This window comes from Streptomyces sp. NPDC014870, from assembly GCF_043081505.1.
GTDB lineage: Bacteria > Actinomycetota > Actinomycetes > Streptomycetales > Streptomycetaceae > Streptomyces.
Genome location: NZ_JBIBWQ010000008.1, coordinates 208,528 through 229,865, shown reverse-complemented (window position 1 = coordinate 229,865; position 21,338 = coordinate 208,528). Strand labels below are relative to the sequence as shown.

Below are 21,338 nucleotides of genomic sequence, written 5' to 3'. Positions count from 1 at the left end.
GGCGCCGGCGCGCCCTTCCCCGATCCCTTCACATCGCTTTCCGCTCTTCACTCACGATCCCCAGAATCGAAAGGACACATCATGTACCTGGCAGCGACCTCGCTGGAGGGCATGTTCGGCGAGATCCAGGAGATCCTCACGACCATCGGAACGATGGTCGCCGTGATCGCCCTGCTCATCCTCGGTATCCGCATGCTGATGTCCATGAAGCGCGGCGACGGCATGCGTGAGGCCTTCCAGGGCTTCGGCATGATCGCCATTGCCGCCCTGATCATCGGTGGCGCCACCGGTCTCGCCGGTGTGCTGATCGACCTCGGCAAGCAGGTCGGCGGCGAAGGCAACTGAGCCACCCGGCCGGGGCCGCGCGGTCCCGGCCCTCGGAGGAGCACCGGCCGTCGAGAGAGAGGGGGATTGACCGATGGCGCAGGAAGTGTCCGGAGAGCCGGAGCCGATGGTCGCGTACGACCATACGGACCTGCTCAACCGGCCCAAGCGCATCTGGAACTGGGGCAACATCCCGCTCCCCGGCCTGCTGCTGCCCGCGCTGGGCGCGGCGTTCGGCTTCGGGGTGGTGTGGATGATCGCTCTCTTCTCGCTCTCCGCTTTCGTGCCCTTCCTGGGCATGTCGATGCTGACGTCGGTGCTCTACTTCGGCCCTCCCTTCGGCGTCTACTTCATCTGGGGCCGGCCGCTGCCCTCCGCCCTCACCCTCAGCCAGCAGCTGGTGGTCTGGGCCGACTACTGGTGGCAGCCGAAGCGGCTGCAGGGCCTGGCCGCCGACCGTGAACCGCAGGAACTGCACTGGCAGGTGATCCTGTGGCAGCCGGGTTCGCCGCGCTGGCAGCAGAGTTACGAGCAGGCGCTCGGCGAGGCCGCGCGCCACGGTTCGTCGTACGGGGGTACCGAACCTCCGATTCCGGCTCCCGGCGCGTCAGCCCGTTCCGCCGCCGCACCCTCCTCCTCCGAGACCGCAGGATGACTCCTCCATGTTCATGATGATCCTTCTGGGCGGGGCGGTCGCCTTCTTCGTGATCGCCATGATCATGGCCGCCTCCTCCTCCAAGACCAAGGGCGCCAACGGCGGTCAGGGCAACGGAAAGTCCGGGAACCAGGGCGGCTCCGGCAACCGCGGGAAGTCGCAGGGCGACCGGGCGCAGGCCCGGCGCGAGGAGATGCGGCTGCCGTACCGCTACGCCGACGACATGATCTTCGTGCACGGCGACTCGGTGTGGACCGGCATCGTCCTGCCGACCTCGATCGACGAGTACCTCAACGCCACCGAGCTGCAGGCCATGGCCGAGGCCCCGGCCCGCGCGCTGCTCAACCTCGCGCGCGGTGACCGGAACGTCGAGTGCCACTACCGCAAGGTGTACCGGCCGATCACCGCCATGGGCTGGGCCGAGGAGCTCAACGCCGTCGCCTGGGACCCGACCGAGAACTACAAGGCGTACAACTTCCGCAAGGCGGAGTACCAGGAGCGCATCGGGGCGATGCGCGAGCGGAACATCCTGCTGGTCAAGCTGGGTTCGCTGAAGCGCGGCTCCGGTGACGGCAGCGGTGTGCTGCCCGGCGGCGACGACCCGGTCGAGGACCTGGCCCTGACCCGGGGCCTGACCGGCGCGGCCGACAAGGCGACGGCCGCCGCCACCGGTGTGCACGGCGAGTACCTGTCGCCGGCGCTGCTGGCCCAGTGGACGCAGGTCGCGCGCGAGGTGCACGAGAGTCTGGAGAGCCTCGGCGGTGCGCCGTTGGCCCGCGAGGAGCTGGTCTGGCTGATCCGCAAGCCGCTCCACGGCGACCTGCCGGTGCCGCCCGAGCCGGTGCTCGGCTCGCGCTCGTGGGGGCCGGACCAGTTCGACCTGGTGGTCGACTTCTCCGGCGAGAACCGCAAGACGCACATCGTGCTGCACCAGTACGACGAGGTCACCGGCGAGCAGCACACCAGCTACACGACGACGCTGGTCGCCGCCAACTGGCCGACGGAGACCCGGTTCCGCCAGTCGACGGCGTGGGCGCGGTACGCGGCCCAGAACGTCGAGTTCCCGGTCGAGATCGACATGCGCTTCACCCTCATCCCGTACATGAGGTTCAAGGACCGCGCCGGAAAGATCAGCGGCAACCTCGTCGACGAGATGAACGACATGGCCAACTCGGGCCGTTCGCCGGACACCAAGCTCGCCCACCAGGTCACCCGCGCCCAGCACCTCGTCGACGACATCGAGGAGCACAAGATGCCGGGCATGGAGGCGCAGATCCGTTTCACGATCTCCGCGGCCGACCCGGCGGAGCTGGAGCGGCGCCGCCGCATCCTGGAGATGCAGTTCAAGCAGGACCTGAAGGTGACGCTGCTGCGTCCGACGCGTCAGCAGTGGCGGCTGCTCCAGTCGCAGCTGCCGGGCAACGCGCCGAAGCTGCCGATCGCACCGTACCTGCGGCTGCAGGAGGTGGAGCAGCTCGGCGCCGGGCTGCCGACGGCCGGCACCGAGCTGGGCGACAACCCCGAGCAGCGGTCGGGCAAGAAGCTCGGCTGGGTGGGCAACCTGGTCGGCTGGGCCGGCAAGATGCCCGTCCACTACTCCCTCCACGTCGGCCCCGCCCGTAACGACGGCGGTGGCCTGGCCATCGTCGGCGCGTCCGGTGGTGGAAAGTCCTCGCTGGCGCTGCAGAAGTTCTACGAGGAGTCCGAGGCGGGCGTCCGCTGCCTGGTCATCGACCCGAAGACCGACTTCGCGCAGCTCTGCTACTACCTGGGCTACGGCGCCCAGGTGAACGATCCGGAGTTCGCGGCGGACGCGGAGCGCGGTGTGCTCGGCACGCCGGAGAGCCGGTTCCAGCCGGTGAACCCGGAGTTCTGGGCCGAGACCGAGGTCGTCGACCTCCTCAAGGGCCAGGCGGGCGTCCTCGACCCGTGGGTGATCGCGCGCGACGTCCCGTCGGGCCGACTGCTCGCCGAGTCGATGCTGCGCGGCTTCCTCGGCGACGAGGACTACCAGCGCGTACGCCTCCCCGTCATCGAGGCGATGGCGACGGTCGTCGGCTGGTACAACTCGGCGATCCGGCAGGCGACCGAGCAGGGCCTGAGCGCCCGCGACGCGGAGCAGCAGGTGCCGCGCCCGACGTTGTGGCAGGTCGTCGACGAAGTCGTCCGGGCGTACGAGCACGCGCTCGCGACCAACGACCGCGAGGCGGCGAAGGACCTGAAGCTCGCGCAGATGCTGCTGACGGAGCTGCGGACGCTGCCGTACGCGCGACTGGCGTTCGCGGAGAAGCCGCAGACCCTGTCGGCGATGCGCAAGCGCCGCACGGTGATCACACTCCGCGGCTTCCAGTCGCCGGCGGCCTCCGACCCGCGCAACTGGAACCCGGCCGAGCGGCTCGCGGCGACCGCGCTGATGGCGGTCGTCGAGCTCGGCAGCCAGATGCTCGACGTCGGCTACGAGAAGAATCCGGTGACGGGCGAGATCGGCCTGCGCCCGAAGGCGCTGTTCGTCGACGAGGCGTACGTCGTCACGGCGACGGAGAGCGGCCGTGACCTGATGCGGCGGGCGCTGAAGCAGGGCCGTTCGTACCTGGCGGTGACGGTACTGATCACCCAGCAGGCGATCGACCTGGTCCAGATCGAGGACTCCGAGGCGCGCAGCGGTGGCGCGAACCAGATCCACACGGTGTTCGCGTTCAAGCAGAAGTCCGCGCAGGAGGCCTCGCTGGTGGCGCCGCTGCTCGGCCGCCCGGAGACGGACGCGAAGGTCGTCTCCGCACTGCAGGAACTCCGCACGGGTGTCTGCCTCCAGCGGGACGCGGACAAGCGGGTCGGGACGGTGGCGGTGGACCTGGTCTTCAGGGAGATCCTCGCGGCCACGGACACGAACGGCACGACCCGCCCGTCGCGCCAGGGCGTGAACCCTCCGCTGAGCGTCTGGGACTGGACGTTCCTCCAGGAGACCAACGACCTGGACCCGACCCCCACGTCCCCGCAGGAAACCGCGGCCGCGGTCTGACCCGCCCCGGCCCACCCCGAACCGACCAAGGAGAAACCCATGCGCCTGACCAGGACTCTTGCCACCGGCGCGGTCGCGCTGGCCGCTCTCGTGACGCTGACGGGGTGCGGGAGCGACGAGAGCGGCGGCGGGAGTGGCGGCAGCGGCAGCTCGGCGGGCGCGGAAGGTCCGCTGAGCAAGCTTCCCCAGGCGAACACGATGGCCGAGGTGCAGAAGGCCCTCGTGGAGCGCGGCATCGAGTGCAACGAGCTCAGCGCGAGCCGCGAGGGAATGACCTACATGGCGAGCGAGGCCAAGGACCCCGCCTGGGGCATCAAGGAGCGCGCCGCCTGCCATGACGGCGGCGGCAGTCCCGTCACCCTGCTCCTCATCGGTGACATGGCCAAGTTCCAGACGTCGCTGGCCAACACCAGCGACACCTTCACGATCGGCCAGAACTTCGCCGTCGCCGCCGAGAGTGACTCCACGGACCAGAGCCTGGTGCAGAACGGTCTGCTCGTCCTGTCCTGCGACCAGAGCATCCGTGACAGCGTGCCCAGCGGCTTCGAGACCCACGAGGGTCTGGTCAAGGGCTGCTTCACCACGAACCACAAGGCGTAGTCACGCCCCCGTCCCGGCACCCCGGACCCCGGAAGGAAATCGATACCCGTGCGCCCTAGGGCCATGTCACGCGGAACCCGTACAGTTCCCCGTTCGCCGGGCAACCTGGTGCGCGGTGCCGGGCGGATCGTCAGAGCAGGCCTGTTCCTGGTTCTCGCGCTGGTCGCGCTGACGTTGTCCGTCCCGAACACGGCGCAAGCCATCGACCTGAATCTCAGCTGCAAGGTCACCGGCGACGACATGTACAGCCATGACAACCCGGGCGCGAACGGCGAGTCCATCATCCCCGCGGTCAACCAGTGGGAGGACACGGGCCAGAAGGGTGAGGACGTCAACGACACCCGGGGGCTGATCACCGGCGCCGTCGACATGCCCGGCGGCCCCGCCGAGTACACGTTCTACGAGATCAACGGCATGCGGGGGCTGAACTGGACGGGGACGTTCAAGGGGCGTGGTGACGCCTCGCGCAACAACGGTCCGTCCGGTACCGGCGCCGACAGCTGCTCGGTGATGGACTTCGTCAACAACGGCGTGGCCAACATGGTCTTCAACGGGACGAAGATCCTCTCGCGTACGGCGATCTCCATCAAGGAGCTCGCCTCCAACCCGAGCCCTCTCCGGGGCCTGTACACCGGTCGCGACAATGCCGTGACGACGTTGAAGGACCACGTCCTCACTCCGGCTGTGCCCGTCATGATCGCGCTGACCGGCCTCTGGGTGTTCACCAGGTGGCGTCAGCAGCAGATGCGCGAGGTCTGGTCCGGTGTCGCGTGGGCCTCTCTGACGACCATCGCCGTCATCGCCCTTCTCGCCGGTGGCGGTCAGAACAGCAACTACCACAAGGTCATCGAAACAGCCGATGCCGGCATCGCCGAGTTCAACGCGGCGGTGGCCGAGGTCGCCTTGGCGGGCGTGTCCGGGAAGCCGCAGTCGCCCTGCGACATGGAGGGCGGCAACAACCGCAACCGTGGGCTCCGCGCGTCGAGTTGCGCCATGTACGACACCCTGGTCTTCCGGCCCTGGGCTCTGGGGCAGTTCGGCGTGGGCGGCACGAACTGCATATTCCGGAAGGACAGCGGCGGCAAGATCGAGAACGGTGCCTGTGTGGTGCCGGGCGCCGGCGAGTGCGAGTTCGGCAAGGGGCCACGTTGCGTGGACCTTCGGGTCAAGCAAGCCGTGTCCCAGTCGACGACCAACTTCGACCGGTATCCGGCCGACGGGAAGAAGCCGCAGGACATCGACAAGGAGAACGCGCAGTGGGTGCCCATCCGCAAGGACATCGCCGGGGGTGAGGGGAGGGGCTACCCGGACCGGTCCAACTCCGTTCCTGACCAGGAGATCTACCCGGTCGCCTTCAACGAGTGGGCGGGTCACAACGCCGGCGGACGAGTTGGCCTCGCGTTCTACTCGCTGGTGGCCGGACTCATCGTCGGCATCATGGTCATCGTGCTCAGCGCCCTCACCCTGCTCTGGCACGCCGTGACACTGATCCTGATCATCCTGCTGCCGCTGGTTGCCACGCTCGGCATCCATCCGTCTCAGCAGAAGTTGCTCAAGGGCTGGCTGCAGACGTTCATCCACAGTTTCGTCCTGAGGGCAGGCTTCGGCGTCATCCTGACCATCCTGCTCGTGCTGTACCAGATGATCCTGCCCGCCCGGATTCCCCTGGGCATGCAGCTCCTCATGCTCCTCCTGGTCACCGTCGCCGTCGTGATGATGCTGAAGAAGCTCATCGCGGGGAACTTCAGCCCCCAGATCGCCGGCGCGGCAGATCTGGGTGTGGGCGACATGCCGGGGGCCGTCGCGGGGAAGGCCGTACCCGTGCTGGGAGCGGCCGGCCGCATGGGCGTCGGCGCCACCAAGGCCTCGGGCCGGGTCGCGGGGAAGGCGGCCTCGAAGGGGGCGGGGGCCATCGCCCGCGGTGCGGACAGCAAGTGGAACCAGGGCCGCCTCCAGAAGGGCGGCTGGATCGCGGCGAACAACTCCAAGCGCCAGCAGCGGAAGAACGCCCACAAGGCGGCGACGATCCAAGAGGACTCGTACCAGAAGGTCGTGAACGGGCCGAACGGCGGCGACGATTCCGGGGGCGCCGAGAAGACTTCCCGTGGCCGCCGGGTGAGCCAGACCAGTACCACTCCGCCGCCGCCGGCCACGCCGGCACCGGCGCCCGCGCCCCAGCAGCCCGCGCCTCAGCCTGCGCAGCAGCCCGTACCGCAGCAGCGGCCCCGGACCCAGCCGCCGCAGCAGCCCGTGGTGCAGCCGCCCGCTCAGACGCAGCCGCCCCAGCTGCCGCCGGAGCAGCGTAGAAGCAACCGGATGCCCGAGTAGGAGTTCCGCTCATGTCACGATCCCGATCCCGATCCGCGAGTGTCGCCGATCATCTGAAGCGGTTTCTCCGGCAGGACAAGAGTGACGCGTGGGCAGTGAAGCTGCTGCCCCGCGTCGTCCTCGGACTCGCGGGGGCGTACACGCTCTTCATCCTGGCCTCGTCCAGCGCGAGCTCGTTCATCACCATCTGCGCGCTGCTCGCGCTCGGGCTGCTCGTGTTCCTGCTCCGCAGGCGCGGTCAGTTGCTGCTGGCGCTCGGGTCGACGGTCGTGACCGCCGCGTTCGCCGGGTACCTGGCGGCCGTGGGGGACATCGCGAGAGGGACGGCGTCCGGGTTGCTCAGTGGGCAGGCCGTGTTCGGGCACTGGGCGCTCGCCGGGATGGCGCTGCTCGGGGCCTGGATCGTGAAGGAGCATCCCGGGCGGCGTGGGATCACCGTCGTGCTGGCCGATGCCGTGCTGCTGGTGGCGGCCGGGGTGGGCACGGTCCTGCCCGCGGCCGCCGTGCCGCTCGGGTTCGTCGGGATCGTGGCCGTGCTCATGTTCAGGGGCGGCGGGGGCGCCGCCGCGGGGCGGTTCGTGCGGCGCGTGCTGCGGCGGGCCGCGCCGGACACCGAGGCCAAGAGCAAGCGGGCCTGATGTCACGTCAAGAAGTAATGGTGCAACTCGGTTACAGTTTGGAACAGCTTTGCGGTCGCCATTTGCACTGCTCTAGAGTCCCCAGGTATCAAAAATTGCCACGGGGGGCACTTTCATGGTCACAACCGCTCGCAGGACCCTTCCCTCACCACCCATATCCACCGGGGCCGGCACCGCATCCGCATCCCTGCCCTGCCGGCGCCGACCGGACATTTTCCGCCACCCTCTTCTGGAGAACCCGCCCGTCGCAGCCGCCGAGCTGCCCCTGCAGGGCCGTCGCGTCCAGGCCCTCGCGCACGCGGCACGGCAGCTCTGTGCCTCCTGCCCGCTCCGTCAGGAGTGCCTGCGCGACGTCGTACTCCGCCCCGATCCGGGCGGGTACTTCGCCGGGACCACCGAGCAGGACCGGCGGCTCATCCGCCGACAGCTCGGCATCGGTACGCCGCACGGTGACCTGACCGCGCCCGTCGACCTCCGGCACCGGGCAGCCGAACTCGCTGCCGTACTCGACGCTTTCGCACCACTCGGTCACCGGCCCGTGCGCAGGCCCGCCCGGTCAGGCGCCCGGTCCGTGATTCCACCCCAGAAGACCCACCACGTAGCAGAGGTATCCATGGCGGATCCGGCAGACGAACGGATCACCTTCGCTCTCGACGATCCCGTTCTCGCCGTGCAGAAGGCCGTCCTCACGCCCCTGCTGCACGCCGCCCTCCCCGCGGTCGAAGCCACCGAGCAACTCGCCGGGATGCTGGCGCACGCCCCGTCCGCGGGACTGACGCCCGAGCTGGCGGAGGCGTGCCGCCGCGTGCGGCGCTGCCTGGAGGCCTGGCGCGCCGAGTGCGGCGACGACGCGCCCCGTCGGCCGGCGGACACCGGGCTCGTCGGCTCGGTCAGCGTCGAGCTGGCGACGAGCGACCCGATAGCCGCCCTGCGCCAGGACCTCTTCGAGCCCCTGCTGCGACGGGTGTCGGAGTCGATCGTCCGCATCGAGGCGGTCATGTCGGTCCTCGACATCGGCCAGGGCGCGGCGGACACGGTCGGCGGTACGGGCGCGAGCACGAGCGCGAGCACGAATCTGACCGATCTCCGGGCCGCCCTGCGGGAACTCGGCGCGCGCATACAGGCGTACGAGGGTGTGGCGACTGCCGCCGCCTCCGTCACCCGTCCACGCCTGCGCGCCGTCCACACCTCCGACGCGGTGGTACGTCCCTTCCCGGCCACCACGAGCCTGCGCCAGGCCGTCGACCGCGCCGTCGCGGCGTTCCCCGGTCCGTTCACGGCCCGCGACGTGCTGCTGGCGCTGCCCCCCGAGGTCTTCCAGGAATCGGCGAAGTCGATCAGCAACGTCCTGTCCGCCATGGTCAAGTCCGGGCGGCTGCGGCGCGTGTCCCGGGGTACATACACCATGGACCCCGAACACCCCCTCGCCGCGCACTCCTGAGCGCACCACTGAGCACACTCATGAAAGGACCCCTGTCGTGCAGCCCACGCCCCCGGCGGCCGAAGTCCGCATCTTCTCTCCCAACGCGGGCCTGATCGACGGAGTTCCCGTCACCGCGCCGCCGTACGGCGACATCCAGGAGGTCGTCATCTCGATCCTCCAGCAGCGCGCCCAGCAGTTCGGCGCCCCGGCCCCGGCCTCCATCACCGACGACCGGTACGGCGGCGCGATCCGCCTCCTCATCCACCCGGACGGGACGACCGAAGCGTTGGACTGAGCAGCCCGATCACGAGCTGTTTCCGCACCGACCAGGAACAGAGAGCGGCAGCCATGACCGACAAATCTTCGCTACGTGACTACATCGAGCGCTATGCGGCGGGCGAGATTCCCCGTGACGAGGCCCTGGCGACCATCGCGGCATGGGACTTCGAGGAGGAGTGGTTCGACCCGGCCCACACCGCCCCGACGCACCAGGACAACACGCTCGCTGTCGTCAATCAGGCCTGGGGGCTCGGTCGCCTGACCGATGCGGACATCGAGGTGATCCGGCCGATCCTCAAGCGACGTGGGTTCTGACCGTAGGAACTCCGGTCTCGGGCAGATGGCGGAAAGGGAGCGACGTGCGCTTGGTGGGGGAAAACGCACAGTTCTACGAGGAGCTGCAAGAGCGGATGGGCTCCGGTGGGGACCTCGCGGTGGCAGGCGAGTACGACACCAAGAACCGCCACATGGACGCGGGAGTCTGGACCCCCGAGCGCAAGGGTCTGCACGTCGCGCTGATGGAGCGGTTCAAGGAGCAGTGCCAGGGGAAGCCGCGGAACGGCCACGCCGTGCTCTTCACGGGCGGTGCGCCCGGGTCGGGCAAGGGCAGGGCACGGCGCAACATGTCGGGGTGGGAGGCGCAGGATACGGCGCTGGGCGACGAATTGCGGCGCGTGCACGGCATGAGCCTCGACGACTACGTCGTGCTCGACCCGGATGACTTCAAGGTGGCACTCTTCGAACTGGGAGGTGCGCCGGAGCTTCCCGCCGGCCTCGACCGACTGTCCGACGGCCGCCCGCTGTCTCCGTCGGAGAAGGCTTCTCTGGTCCACAGGGAGTCGGGCCATGTCCAGGACCTGATCGAGCGGTGGGCCCGTGGCGAGGGCTACAACCTGCTCTACGACCAGTCCCTGCGGGCCTTCGACTGCTCAAGGACCTGCAGAGGGAGGGCTACGACCAGCGCGTGGTGCTGTCCGTCGAGGTGCCCGAGCAACTGTGCCTGGAGCAGAACGCCGACCGCTGGTTGACCGGTCGCAAGGAGTTCGACGCCGGGGACGACTGGTACGGCGGCCGCATGGCGCCCGAGGGGTTCATCAAGAGCCTCTACGAGGCCAGCAGCACAGGCCGCGGCTACTCCGTAGGCCGGGAGAACGCCGAGAAGCTCGCCGCGCAGGGGTTGGCCACCGGGCTGATCACCACCGACCGCGGCGACTTCGCGCCGGAGCCCGCAGCTGAGGTCGCCGCGCCGGCCACGGGCCGTTCCTTCGAACAGGGCGATGCCACGGTGCGGGTCGCCAGGGGAGCCCATTTCATGCCCGGTGTGACGATCGGCCCCACCCGCGTCCCGCCGCCGCGCGACGTCTCGACCCCGACCACCCCACCACCGCCGGGACCGGCGCCCCGGCGCGGCCCCGGCTTCGGCCTCTGACCCGAAGCCGGCGCGACGCTATGCCTGCGGGTCGTACTTCTCCAGGGGGAGCGGCTCGAAGGGGTACGCGGTGTGCCCGCCGACCTTGGGCGAACAGGCCGCGAACGGGCCCATGTCCGTGTCCATGAGCACCCGCAGGTGCGGATCGGCGTGGTGCAGCCACCACGTCGACATGCCCAGGGCCGGGTCGTGACGCAGATGCTCCCAGGCCAGCCAGAGCGCGGAGAGCCGCGCCCCGGCCTCGGGGTGTTCCCACCAGCGGGGGCACCAGGTGGCGGAGGAGCCGTTCACTCGGCGACGGATCGTCGGGGAGAGGTAGTCGGTGACGAAGGCGAAGACGTCCGGGAAGTAGAACTCCACTTCCTCGGCGTTCGCCGGCACCTCTTCGGGGCTCGTGCTCATCTGTGGTCCTTCGTGCAGAGGATGGCGGTCACCGCTCGATGTCCGTGGACTTGGGGCCGGCCTCAAGCGTCGGGTTGATCGTTCCGTGCGTGCTTACGGTCGTGGCGCGGCGGGCGGGGACAGTGACGGTGCTCGGGATTGTCACACCGGGCATGTACGCGTTCGCCGCCGTGGGCTGCTTGACCTCCGGTGCCTTGACCTCCGGTGCCTTGGCCTCCGGCTGCTTGAGCTCGGGCTCCTGCAGTTCTGGTGCCTTGGCCTCCGGCTGCCTGGGCTCTGCGGACGGAGCGGTCAGTTCTTCGTACGTCTCGACCCCCGACAGCTGAGTGACGGCGGAGGTGAGTGCCTCCTTCTGGTGATCGGGGACGTCGAGGGAGGCGAGCTTGGCGGCGAACCCCCCAGGGGTCGATTTGTCCGCCAGGTAGTCCTCCCTGCGCAGTTGGCACCGAACGGCAGGGTCCGCCATGAGGTCGTGCAGCTCTGCCGGCAGATGCTCCTGGTGGGGAAACTCGATCGGGAACCCCACGGCCTCCCTGCCGACACCCTCGGGGCCGACGATCCTGGGGATCTCGGTCCTGCCCAGGATGGATTCGGCACCGATCTCGGCTGCGAAGACAGCGACCTGTCCGGTCGCGGCGTTGGCGTACTCCGCCGAGGCGGCGTCCCAGACCTGCGCCGGAGCCGCCTGGACGTCCTCTTCCTTCAGGCCGAAGCGCTTGACGATCGCCTTCTGCACGTTGCGGTCCCACAGCTCGTACGACTCGAGCTTGCGGCCGACGGGGGTGTCTTCCAGTACCTGGTACCCCCGGCTCTCACCACATGCCTGGGCCAGGAACCTGTGGCCCACGTCATGCGGTGCTCCCTCCGGCTGGGACCTCCAGGACCAGAGCGCGCGGACTTCCCCGCGGTTCGGGACGGTTGCCGGCTCGTCCGCCGCCACGTGGGCGCTGAAGGCCAGCACATCCGTGAACTTCTCCTTGCCTCCCGCCTCCTGCCAGTCCGTGTACAGACGGTTGACCGCTTCCCGGACCCTTGCCGGGGGGAGAGGGTCCCGGCCTTCCTGGTACGCCTGCTCCAGGGCGATCGCACGCGCTATCTCGGCCGGTGTCGGCGGAGCGAATTCCGTCACGGTCCGGTCTCCAGGAACTCAGCGGGCCGATGCACCTCGAGCGAGATGGCCGAACCACCCGGAGTGTCGGAAGTCCAGGTGCCGAATGTGACGGTCTGGTCCAGCACGATGTACGGCAGTCCCGGGGTGTCGCCGACAGGCGCCCAGTAGGCGAACCGGTAGGGCTCGTGGTTGAACACACGCTCCTCGCGGTCGTTCCAGTATCCGGGGTGCGGGGGCTCGGGGAAGTCGGCGGCATCCCAGGGGCCGGTCCAGGTGGGAGCGCCGAGCACGCCTTCGGCGGCCTTGAGATACGCAGGCCACGTCTGGTCCACGGTGCCGAAGACCGCCGGGTTGTCCGCGGCGGTGTCAGCGCTCATCTGCCAGGCGAAATGGTTGAGACTCACCAGCGGGGCCCATTGCCCGCCCACCCGGTCGTAGAACGTCCACCGTCCCCCACCCGTCGTCCGCACCTGCAGCTGCCGGTCGAACGTCAGCGGCTCCCAGCCGTAGCGCCCGCACCACCTGTCGAACTCCCCCGACCCGGACTGCGGCGGTCCTGACCACACTGACGGCCAGTCGTCGACGGCCCGCATGTTCGCCAGCTCGGCCGCAAGGTCCCCTGGCGTTCGATCGGTTGTCACCGTCAGCACCTTCATCTCCTTCGTCCTCGGTGTGCTCGACCGTACCTGGTCAGGGAGGGGATCCTTCCGAACGATGACGGCACGAGGACAGCATGGGGACAAGCACGAGGACAGCGTGGGCGATCTGAGGCTCACCCCCGCCCCACCCCCGCCCCCACCCCCGTCTTCGCCCCCGCCCCGCACAGGGGCAGCACCGTCAGGCCCGGACGCGGAGGGGTCGCGCGGACCGCTGCCCAGCAGGCGGCGCCTGTGGACTCGACGAAGAGGCCGCGGCGGGCCAGGTCCAGTTGGGCGGTGTGGAGTTGGTCCTCCGTCACGGTCAGGAACGTGCCGCCCGTCGCGCGGACCGCGTGGAGGATCTGGGCCGCTCGGGGTGGGTTCGGGATGGCGATGCCCTCGGCAAGGGTCGGCCGGGCCGGCTCGGGCTCCAGGAGGTCCTCCGCCCCCGCCTCGAAGGCTCGCGCCAGGGGAGCGACCGCGGCCGCCTGTACGGCGATCAGGGGCGGGCGGGTGTCGATGAGGCCGTGGCCGTGGAGCTCCTCGATCGCCAGGGCCGCGCCCAGCAGGAGCGTGCCGTTGCCGACCGGGACGACGAGGGTGTCCGGGAGGCGGCCGCCGAGGTCCTCCCAGAGTTCGTACACGTACGTCTTCGTACCGTGCAGGAAGTGCGGGTTGTATACGTGCGAGGCGTAGAAGACGCCAGGCTCGTCGGCGGCCTCGCGGGCCGCCCGCGCCGTGGCCTCCCGGTCGCCGGGGACGAGCGTCAGGCGGGCTCCGTGCGCCCGGATCTGTTCCAGCTTCTTCGCGGACGTGGCCTGCGGTACGTACACCTCGCTGTCGAGGCCCGCCCGCGCGCAGTACGCGGCGATCGCCGTGCCCGCGTTGCCGCTGCTGTCCGCGAGGACCCGGCGCGGCGCGAGCCGGCGGGCCAGTTCGGCCAGCATGACCGCGCCCCGGTCCTTGAAGGACAGCGTCGGCATGAGGAAGTCCAGTTTGGCCGAGACGTCCTCCGTCAGGGCGACGAGCGGAGTGCGGCCTTCCCCCAGCGACACGCGCGGCGATTCCGTCGCCAGTGGCAGTGCTTCCTTGTAACGCCACAGTGAATTCACGCGTGACGCAAGGGACGTGAGTGAAACCGGGGCGCTCGTGAAATCGAGATCCCACGGGCCACGGCAGCGCGGACAGCACCAGGTGAGGGCGTCTGCGGGGGAGTTGACCCGGCATCGCGGACATACGTAGGCGGCCATGGGCGCGAGCATGGCAGGTGTGTGGCACACGTGTTACGGGGCGCTCGGGACTCTTGTGTGATTCCTATGGATCCGTCAATCTTTCGCTCGGCAGCCGGATGTACGAAACGGCGTGGACACCTCACGTCGTCTTGTCATGCGCCTGTCATACCCCCACAGCAACGCACCACCTATGAGGAGGATCCCTCACATGTCAGTGATGCGTGATTCGCGGCGCAGACTCGCCGCGGCCAGCGCCATAGCCGTCGCCGCTCTGGCTCTCGGCACCGCCGCCACCTTCCCGGCCACCGCGGCCGAGGCCGCCGCCGAAGGCGTCATCCAGAACGCCGGGGCCCCCGGGACGATCGCGGACAGCTACATCGTCACCCTGAAGGACTCCGCCCCGGCGGAGACCTCCAAGGGCCGGGCGGTCGCTGCCAAGCACGGCGCGAAGATCAAGAAGACGTACACGGCGGCGCTGAACGGCTACAACGTCGAGCTCTCCGAGGCGCAGGCGAAGAAGCTCGCCGCCGACCCCTCGGTTGCCTCCGTCGTGCAGAACCGCGTCTTCACGGTCGACGGCACGCAGCCCTCCCCGCCGTCCTGGGGCCTGGACCGGATCGACCAGCGGGCCCTTCCGCTGAACCAGAGCTACACCTACCCGGACAGCGCGGGCCAGGGCGTCACGGCGTACATCATCGACACCGGTGTGCGGATCTCCCACAGCGACTTCGGCGGCCGGGCCTTCAACGGCTACGACGCCATCGACAACGACAACGTCGCCCAGGACGGCCACGGCCACGGCACGCACGTCGCCGGCACCGTCGCGGGCAACGCCTACGGTGTCGCCAAGAAGGCCAAGATCGTCGGCGTCCGCGTCCTCAACAACCAGGGCTCCGGCACCACCGCGCAGGTCGTCGCGGGCATCGACTGGGTCACCCAGAACGCCGTGAAGCCGGCCGTCGCGAACATGAGCCTCGGTGGCGGCATCGACTCCGCCCTCGACACCGCCGTGCGCAACTCGATCGCCTCCGGCGTCACCTACGCCGTGGCCGCGGGCAACGACAACTCCAACGCCTCCAACTACTCGCCGGCGCGGGTCACCGAGGCCATCACGGTCGGCTCCACGACCAACACCGACGCCCGCTCCAGCTTCTCCAACTACGGCACGGTGCTGGACCTCTTCGCCCCGGGCTCCTCCATCACCTCGGCCTGGAACACGAACGACACCGCCACCAACACCATCTCCGGTACGTCGATGGCCACCCCGCACGTCGCGGGCGCGGCCGCCGTCTACCTCGCGGACAACCCGTCGGCCACCCCGGCTCAGGTGTCGACCGCGCTGACCAGCGCCGCGACCCCGAACGTCGTCGGCAGCCCGGGCACCGGCTCCCCGAACCGGCTGCTCTTCGTCGGTGGCGGCGGCACCACCCCGCCGCCCGGCAAGAAGTTCGAGAACACGGCGGACTACGCCATCGCCGACAACTCGACCGTCGAGTCCCCGGTCACCGTCAGCGGCGTCACGGGCAACGCCCCCGCCGCCCTGCAGGTGCCTGTGAACATCGTTCACACCTACATCGGTGACCTTCAGGTCCAGCTCATCGCCCCCGACGGCAGCGCGTACACGCTGAAGGCCTTCGGCACCGGCGGCAGCTCGGACAACATCAACACCACGTACACGGTCAACGCCTCCTCGGAGGTCGCGAACGGCACGTGGAAGCTGCGCGTCACGGACAACGCGAACATCGACACCGGGAAGATCGACTCCTGGGCGCTTCAGTTCTGATCTGAGGTGCGTCAGCTGCACTGAGTGAGTGGACAGGCCCTGGGGGCGGTCGCCGGTGTCGGCGGCCGCCCCCTCGTCTCGTCACACGGCGTCCAGCAGCGCGTGCATCGTCTCCCTGGGGAGCGCCGGATTCGCCGCCGCCTCCTTCGACAGTTCCTTGTCTTCGAGGAGTTGAAGAAGCCGCTCGACCGGAAGCGCCGGGTTCCTTGCCGCCCCCGCACGCACGCGTGCGTCGGCGTCCCGCGTGAGCGCGTCGACGAGGGCCGGCTCCGCATCGGGGTCCATCGTGGCCAGGAGGCGTACGGCGGGGTCCTCGGCGGTTCCGAAGCGCGCACCGAGCCCGGCGACCGGGAAGCGGGGCAGGCCGAGGAGGCGGTCGCGGTTCCTTCCCGTGTACTCCAGGTAGCAGCGCAGGAGCAGCTCCGGCGGCGCCTCCGGGTGGTGCTGCGCGAGGACGATCCGTACGCCCGGGTCGTCGTCCGCGGCGAGGAGCGCGACGAGCTCCGGCGGCAGCTCCGGGTTGTGGGCGACGCGGCGGCGCAGCAGGGGGTGCGCCGACCGGGCGTGCGCGAGCGGCGCCCGGTACAGGTCCGGGCCCACGTCGACGACCTCGTGCGGCTCGACGACGTAGTCGACGGCGGCCCGTTCGGCCTCGGTCAGCTCGGCGCGTACAGAGACGGCGGTACGGACGTCGGGGTCCGGGTCGCGCGCGAGGAGGTCCACCAGCTCGCGCGGGAGGTCCGCCCGCCGCGCCACCTCCACCCGGGCCTTCGCGTCGCCGACGCGGGCGACGTGCGCGACGACGTCCTGCGGGGTGCTGTAGTTGTGCGCGAGGCACCACAGGTCGTCGTCCTCGCGCTCCTGGAGCAGCTCGTCGACGACCGCCCGGGAGAGCCGGCAGTTGACGAGGATGTGGCCGTGGGCGTGCGACCGGGTCCCCGGCAGGGCGCGCAGCCGCCGCTCCATCTCCGCCGCGTCGTCGTTCTCGTCCCGCCGGGCCCGCGCGCGCTCGGCGGCGGTGCGCACGTCGGGGTCGGGGTCGGCGAGCAGGGCCGCCCGGCGCTCCTCGGACAGGGCCGACCACATCCCGGTGCCGTACGCGCGGAGCTCGGCGACCGGGTGGGCCGCGTGCGCGAGGAGCGTGCGGTACGGCACCTGGCGGGAGAAGAGCAGCGACTGGAGTTCCTGCCCGTCGTACGTCGTGAGCATCCGGTCGGTCACGTGGTCCGGGAGGTATCGCGGCCAGACGTCCTGCCCGGGCCCGTCGGCCAGGAGCGCACGGACGAGCCAGTGCTCGTCGTCGACGACCCGGCCCCGGGTCTCCCCGGGCACATGGGGGTTGCGTGCGAGGCCGCCACGCGTGCGTGGCGCCGGGTGCGCGACGATCGCGTCCACGACCTCCGGCGGCAGTTCCCGTCGCCACCGGCAGAGCGCCGACCAGGCGGCCTCGTAGGGCGGTTCGAGCAGCCGCAGGAGGATGTCGACGGTGGTGGCCGGGTTGAGGGCCAGGCCCTCCAGGGCCGCGCTCCCTGGCCCCGCGTCCGTCGCCCCGTCCGTCGCCCCGCCGGTTGTCGCTGTCACCTGTGTACCGCCTCCACCCCTCGACCACGTACGATGCGCGCGCCGCCGATCGCACGTTCGTACCACCCCGCCGCCACAGGAGCACCGTACTCGTGGAGCCCTCCCAGCCTCCCCAGGATTCCCACTCTCCGCAGGGCTCCCAGCCTCCGCAGGGCTCCCCGCCCGCCCAGGATCCTCAGTCGCCCCAGGACCCTCTGCCTCCCCAGAACTCCCAGCGCGCCGAGGAATCCCAGCCGCCCCGGCAGAGCTGGCCCGCCCCCGAGGCATCGGGTACGACCGCCGCGCCGTCGCCCGTTCCCGTGGCTCCCGGGCCGTACACCTCGGGCCCGTACGCCCCGTACGGGCCCTACGGGCCCGGCGCCGGCGCCCCCGGCCCGTACGGGATGCCGCCGCAGCGCACCACCAACGGGCTGGCCATCGCGTCCCTCGTCTCCGGCATCGTCTGCTGCCTCCCGCCGCTCGGCCTGATCTTCGGTCTGATCGCCCTCCCGCAGATCAAGAAGCGGAACCAGACGGGCACGGGGCTCGCCGTCTCCGGCATCGTCCTGTCCTCGCTCAGCTGCCTCCTCATAGTCCTCGGCCTCGTCTCCGGCGCCTTCGGCGACCTGCGGCGCGGCTTCCAGGAGGGTCTGGACGAGGCGGCGCGGGCGGAGTCCACGTTCTCGCTGCGCACGGGCCAGTGCTACAACGTCGACGGCAAGCTGGAGGCGGAGACCTCGGACGTCGAGGTGGTCGACTGCGCGCAGCCGCACGAGGGCGAGGTCACCGGCGGCTTCAAGCTGACCGGCTTCACCAAGTGGCCGGGCGAGACCTCCATCGACGACATCGCCACCAAGCGCTGCGGCGACATCGGAGAGGCGTACGCGCTCGACAGCTGGGCCTTCCCCGAGGAGGTCTACGACTTCTACTACATGCCGAGCCGCGAGAGCTGGCGGGTCGGCGACCGCACGGTGACCTGTGCGTTCGTCATCGACGGCGGCGAACCGATGAAGGGGTCCCTGCGCTCCGACAAGACCACGCTCGACGCCGACCAGCTCCACTTCCTGACCACCATGAACCGGATCGACGACGCCCTGGGCCAGGAGCCGGAGGACGACGCCGACGAGGACCTGGGCGCGAACAAGGCCTGGGCGGGGAAGGTGCACGAGGCTGTCGCCGCCGCGAGCCGGGGCCTGAAGGACCACTCCTGGCCGGCCGCCGCCACGACCGACGTCGACAAGCTCGTCAAGGAGCTGGACGCGTCCGCGAAGCAGTGGAACAAGCTGGCGAACTCCGCCGACGAGGACGCTTTCTGGGAGCACTACGACCCGGCGTACGACGGGACCTTCTGGGACTCCGAGGCCCAGGCGCGCGCGACCCTGAAGCTGGCGTCGACGCCTTCGCCGTGGTCCGAGCCGTCGTCCGACTCCTCGGCCTGAGGCGGCGCCAGGAACGTGCGGGGCCTTCGGGCCGGAACACGTGACGGGGCCGGGACTCCCTCCAGGAGTCCCGGCCCCGTCGTGTCGGCTAGCGGCGGCCGAGGACGCGGTCGACGGCCGTGATCAGCTCGCCGTCGGGGGTGTCCCCGTCCAGCGACCAGAACATCGCCCCGCCGAGCCCCTTCGCCCGCACGTACGCCGACTTGGTGCCCAGCACCCACGGGTCGTCGTACGTCCACAGGTTCGTGCCGTCGAAGAGCCAGGCGTGGCCGTTCCGCCAGTCCCGGTGCACCTTGTACGTCCCCGAGTCCGCGAGCTTCTTCAGCGCCTCGTAGTCCTCGCTGCCGTTCGCCCAGGTGCCCGTGGCGGGGCCGGTGGCGGGCCGGCCGAGCCCGTTGCCGCCGCCCGAGACACCCGTCCAGCCCTGCCCGTAGAACGGCATGCCCACCACGAGCTTGCGGGCGGGCGCGCCGCGGCGCAGCCAGTCGTTCACGGTCTGGTCGACGCTGAAGTCACCGGACGCGGCGAAGAGCGCGGACTGCTGGGCGGTGGTCGACTCCCAGGAGCCGTGGAAGTCGTAGCCCTGGAGGTTGACGAAGTCGAAGTCCTTCATGATCTTGGGGACCTCGAAGCCCGCGTCGATCTTGGCGGGGGCGGTGGGGACGAAGGCGGTCAGCTCGTAGTGCTTGCGCTTGCCGCCGTTCTCCCGCTGCCGCTCCTTCGCGTAGGCGTCGAGCTGGGTGCGGAACTCCCGTACGAGCGCGGTGAAGTTCTGCTTGTCCTCCGGGCGGAACACGGTGTCGACGTCGCCCGCGGAGCCTGGCCACTCCCAGTCGAGGTCGATGCCGTCGAAGAGACCCGCGGCGGCTCCCGCGCCGCCACGGGCGCCATCGGCGGGCAGGTTGCCCTTGATGTGCAGGTCGATGCAGGAGGCGACGAGGGCCTTGCGGGAGGCCGGGGTGCGGGCCGCGTCGGAGAAGTGCGTGGACCAGCTCCAACCGCCCAGCGAGATCAGCACCTTGAGGCCCGGGTGCTTCGCCTTCAGCTCGCGCAACTGGTTGAAGTTGCCGGCCAGCGGCTGGTCGGCGGTGTCGGCGACGCCGTCCACCGAGCTCGCCGCGTCGAGCGGGCGCGCGTAGTCGGCCCACGCGTCGGCCTCGCCGGGGACGTTGCCGGTGAAGCACTTGCCGTCCGGACTCACGTTGCCGAAGGCGTAGTTGATGTGGGACAGCTTGGCCGCCGCGCCACTGGTCTCCAGGTCCTTGACCTGGAAGTTCCGTCCGTAGACGCCCCATTGGGTGAAGTAGCCGACCCGCTTGTACGCCGTGTTGTACGCGGTGTTGTGCGACGTGCGGTCGGCGTCGCCGCGCGAGGAGGCGGGGGCGGGATCGGCGCCGGCGGCGGGGGCGAGGCCGGCCACGAGGCCGAGGGAGAGGGCGGCGATCGTCAGCCGGGCAAGGGTTGTTCGACGCATGAGGCTCGTTTCCTGTGCGTGTGCCGGAAGGGAGCGGTGCTCAGCGGTGCGCACAGGAAGCTATTGGTCTGGACCATTCACGTCAAGGTCTCGGGCGGCTATACCTGCGGTAAGCGCAGGCGTAAAGGTAAATCATCACTTCGGGTGAAACTCTGGCCCATGCTTGCGGGTGGCCACCGAGGGTTGTCAGTCTGTAGCTGTCCGTCAACCTGAGGGGAGTGTCCTGTGACGTTCGGTGAGCAGCCCGCCTATTTGCGCGTGGCGAGCGATCTCCGTAAGAAGATCGCCAACGGCTCGCTTCCGCCGCATACCCGCCTCCCTTCGCAGGCACGCATCCGCGAGGAGTACGGGGTCTCGGACACCGTGGCCCTGGAGGCCCGCAAGGTGCTGATGGCCGAGGGGCTCGTCGAGGGCCGCTCGGGTTCGGGTACGTACGTCCGGGAGCGGCCGGTACCGCGCCGGATCGCCCGCTCCGGATACCGGCCGCCGTCGGGCGCCAACCCCTTCCGCCAGGAGCAGGCGGCCGACGGGGCGCGCGGCACCTGGGAGTCCAGCAGCGAGCAGGACCACGCGAGTGCCGCGGTGGCCGCCCGGCTCGGCATCGAGCCCGGCGAGCGCGTGATGCGCACCCGGTACGTGTACCGGGACGGCGGCGAGCCGATGATGCTCTCCACCTCCTGGGAGCCGCTCGCCGTCACGGGACGGACGCCGGTGATGCTGCCCGAGGAGGGGCCGCTCGGCGGTTGCGGGGTCGTGGAGCGGATGGCGGCGATCGACGTGGTCGTGGACAACGTGGTGGAGGAGGTCGGCGCCCGTCCGGGGCTCGCGGAGGAGCTCCTCGCGCTCGGCGGAGTCCCGGGGCACGTGGTGATGGTCGTCGAGCGGACGTACTACGCCTCGGGGCGGGCGGTGGAGACGGCCGACGTGGTGGTCCCCGCCGACCGCTACCGCATCGCCTACCACCTACCGGTCCGCTGACCGGACCTGACGACCGTCGGCCGGAC

General features: G+C 70.2%; 20 protein-coding genes and 1 pseudogene. 15 read left to right on the top strand and 6 right to left on the bottom strand.

Annotated features, from left to right (window positions below):
• Positions 1-81: 81 nt before the first annotated feature.
• The 12 genes and pseudogenes from ACF09C_RS23725 to ACF09C_RS23670 all read left to right on the top strand — a co-directional run bounded on the left by ACF09C_RS23725 (position 82) and on the right by ACF09C_RS23670 (position 10,695).
• Positions 82-345 (top strand): TrbC/VirB2 family protein, encoded by a 264-nt coding sequence (locus ACF09C_RS23725; RefSeq protein WP_362010995.1) that lies wholly within the window; start codon positions 82-84, stop codon positions 343-345.
• A 73-nt stretch (positions 346-418) separates the two neighbouring features.
• Complete coding sequence (locus ACF09C_RS23720; RefSeq protein ID WP_392094022.1) at positions 419-979, top strand: hypothetical protein; 561 nt, start codon at positions 419-421, stop codon at positions 977-979.
• 7 nt (positions 980-986) lie between these two features.
• Positions 987-3,998: an ATP-binding protein gene (locus tag ACF09C_RS23715; RefSeq protein ID WP_392094021.1), complete on the top strand. Its 3,012-nt coding sequence runs from the start codon at positions 987-989 to the stop codon at positions 3,996-3,998.
• 39 nt (positions 3,999-4,037) lie between these two features.
• A complete protein-coding gene (locus tag ACF09C_RS23710; RefSeq protein WP_392094020.1) occupies positions 4,038-4,598 on the top strand; it encodes a hypothetical protein in 561 nt (186 codons plus the stop codon).
• 63 nt (positions 4,599-4,661) lie between these two features.
• The gene (locus ACF09C_RS23705; protein WP_392094019.1) at positions 4,662-6,926 is read left to right on the top strand and encodes a hypothetical protein; all 2,265 of its coding nucleotides are present in this window, start codon (positions 4,662-4,664) and stop codon (positions 6,924-6,926) included.
• A 95-nt stretch (positions 6,927-7,021) separates the two neighbouring features.
• Positions 7,022-7,564 (top strand): hypothetical protein, encoded by a 543-nt coding sequence (locus tag ACF09C_RS23700; RefSeq protein WP_392094018.1) that lies wholly within the window; start codon positions 7,022-7,024, stop codon positions 7,562-7,564.
• Between the two features lie 115 nt (positions 7,565-7,679).
• A pseudogene (locus ACF09C_RS23695) lies at positions 7,680-7,916 on the top strand (hypothetical protein); the annotation flags it as partial.
• Between the two features lie 261 nt (positions 7,917-8,177).
• Positions 8,178-9,005 carry a hypothetical protein gene (locus ACF09C_RS23690; protein ID WP_392094372.1) on the top strand — a complete coding sequence of 276 codons (828 nt, stop codon included), beginning with the start codon at positions 8,178-8,180 and terminating at the stop codon, positions 9,003-9,005.
• Positions 9,006-9,042: 37 nt separating this feature from the next.
• Positions 9,043-9,282 carry a hypothetical protein gene (locus tag ACF09C_RS23685; protein ID WP_315891379.1) on the top strand — a complete coding sequence of 80 codons (240 nt, stop codon included), beginning with the start codon at positions 9,043-9,045 and terminating at the stop codon, positions 9,280-9,282.
• Between the two features lie 53 nt (positions 9,283-9,335).
• Entirely contained in the window at positions 9,336-9,581 is a 246-nt protein-coding gene (locus tag ACF09C_RS23680) for a hypothetical protein (protein WP_392094016.1), read from the top strand.
• Positions 9,582-9,634: 53 nt separating this feature from the next.
• The gene (locus ACF09C_RS23675) at positions 9,635-10,294 is read left to right on the top strand and encodes a zeta toxin family protein (protein WP_392094014.1); all 660 of its coding nucleotides are present in this window, start codon (positions 9,635-9,637) and stop codon (positions 10,292-10,294) included.
• Positions 10,231-10,695 carry a hypothetical protein gene (locus ACF09C_RS23670; protein ID WP_392094013.1) on the top strand — a complete coding sequence of 155 codons (465 nt, stop codon included), beginning with the start codon at positions 10,231-10,233 and terminating at the stop codon, positions 10,693-10,695. Before ACF09C_RS23675 ends, ACF09C_RS23670 begins: the two co-directional genes overlap by 64 nt.
• An 18-nt stretch (positions 10,696-10,713) precedes the next feature.
• Here the strand turns inward: ACF09C_RS23670 and ACF09C_RS23665 are convergent, their stop codons facing one another.
• From ACF09C_RS23665 to ACF09C_RS23650, 4 genes are all read right to left on the bottom strand, one after another.
• Positions 10,714-11,097, bottom strand: a complete 384-nt coding sequence (locus ACF09C_RS23665) for a DUF4913 domain-containing protein (RefSeq protein WP_392094011.1) — start codon at positions 11,095-11,097, stop codon at positions 10,714-10,716.
• A 28-nt stretch (positions 11,098-11,125) separates the two neighbouring features.
• Positions 11,126-12,226 (bottom strand): hypothetical protein, encoded by a 1,101-nt coding sequence (locus ACF09C_RS23660; protein WP_392094009.1) that lies wholly within the window; start codon positions 12,224-12,226, stop codon positions 11,126-11,128.
• Entirely contained in the window at positions 12,223-12,864 is a 642-nt protein-coding gene (locus tag ACF09C_RS23655; RefSeq protein ID WP_392094008.1) for a hypothetical protein, read from the bottom strand. The genes ACF09C_RS23660 and ACF09C_RS23655 overlap by 4 nt, the downstream gene beginning before the upstream one ends.
• Positions 12,865-12,980: 116 nt before the next feature.
• A complete protein-coding gene (locus ACF09C_RS23650) occupies positions 12,981-14,108 on the bottom strand; it encodes a threonine synthase (protein ID WP_392094006.1) in 1,128 nt (375 codons plus the stop codon).
• Between the two features lie 178 nt (positions 14,109-14,286).
• On the opposite strand from ACF09C_RS23650, the gene ACF09C_RS23645 reads away from it, so the two are divergent.
• Positions 14,287-15,861 carry a S8 family serine peptidase gene (locus ACF09C_RS23645; protein ID WP_392094005.1) on the top strand — a complete coding sequence of 525 codons (1,575 nt, stop codon included), beginning with the start codon at positions 14,287-14,289 and terminating at the stop codon, positions 15,859-15,861.
• 81 nt (positions 15,862-15,942) lie between these two features.
• Here ACF09C_RS23645 and ACF09C_RS23640 read toward each other — a convergent pair whose 3' ends face one another.
• Positions 15,943-17,442 (bottom strand): translation initiation factor 2, encoded by a 1,500-nt coding sequence (locus ACF09C_RS23640; RefSeq protein WP_392094004.1) that lies wholly within the window; start codon positions 17,440-17,442, stop codon positions 15,943-15,945.
• Between the two features lie 299 nt (positions 17,443-17,741).
• On the opposite strand from ACF09C_RS23640, the gene ACF09C_RS23635 reads away from it, so the two are divergent.
• Positions 17,742-18,860 carry a DUF4190 domain-containing protein gene (locus ACF09C_RS23635; protein WP_392094003.1) on the top strand — a complete coding sequence of 373 codons (1,119 nt, stop codon included), beginning with the start codon at positions 17,742-17,744 and terminating at the stop codon, positions 18,858-18,860.
• An 88-nt stretch (positions 18,861-18,948) separates the two neighbouring features.
• Here ACF09C_RS23635 and ACF09C_RS23630 read toward each other — a convergent pair whose 3' ends face one another.
• Entirely contained in the window at positions 18,949-20,334 is a 1,386-nt protein-coding gene (locus ACF09C_RS23630; protein ID WP_392094002.1) for a glycoside hydrolase family 18 protein, read from the bottom strand.
• 225 nt (positions 20,335-20,559) lie between these two features.
• Between ACF09C_RS23630 and ACF09C_RS23625 the strand changes: the two genes are divergently transcribed.
• Entirely contained in the window at positions 20,560-21,312 is a 753-nt protein-coding gene (locus ACF09C_RS23625) for a GntR family transcriptional regulator (RefSeq protein ID WP_362418107.1), read from the top strand.
• The last annotated feature ends 26 nt before the right edge of the window (positions 21,313-21,338 follow it).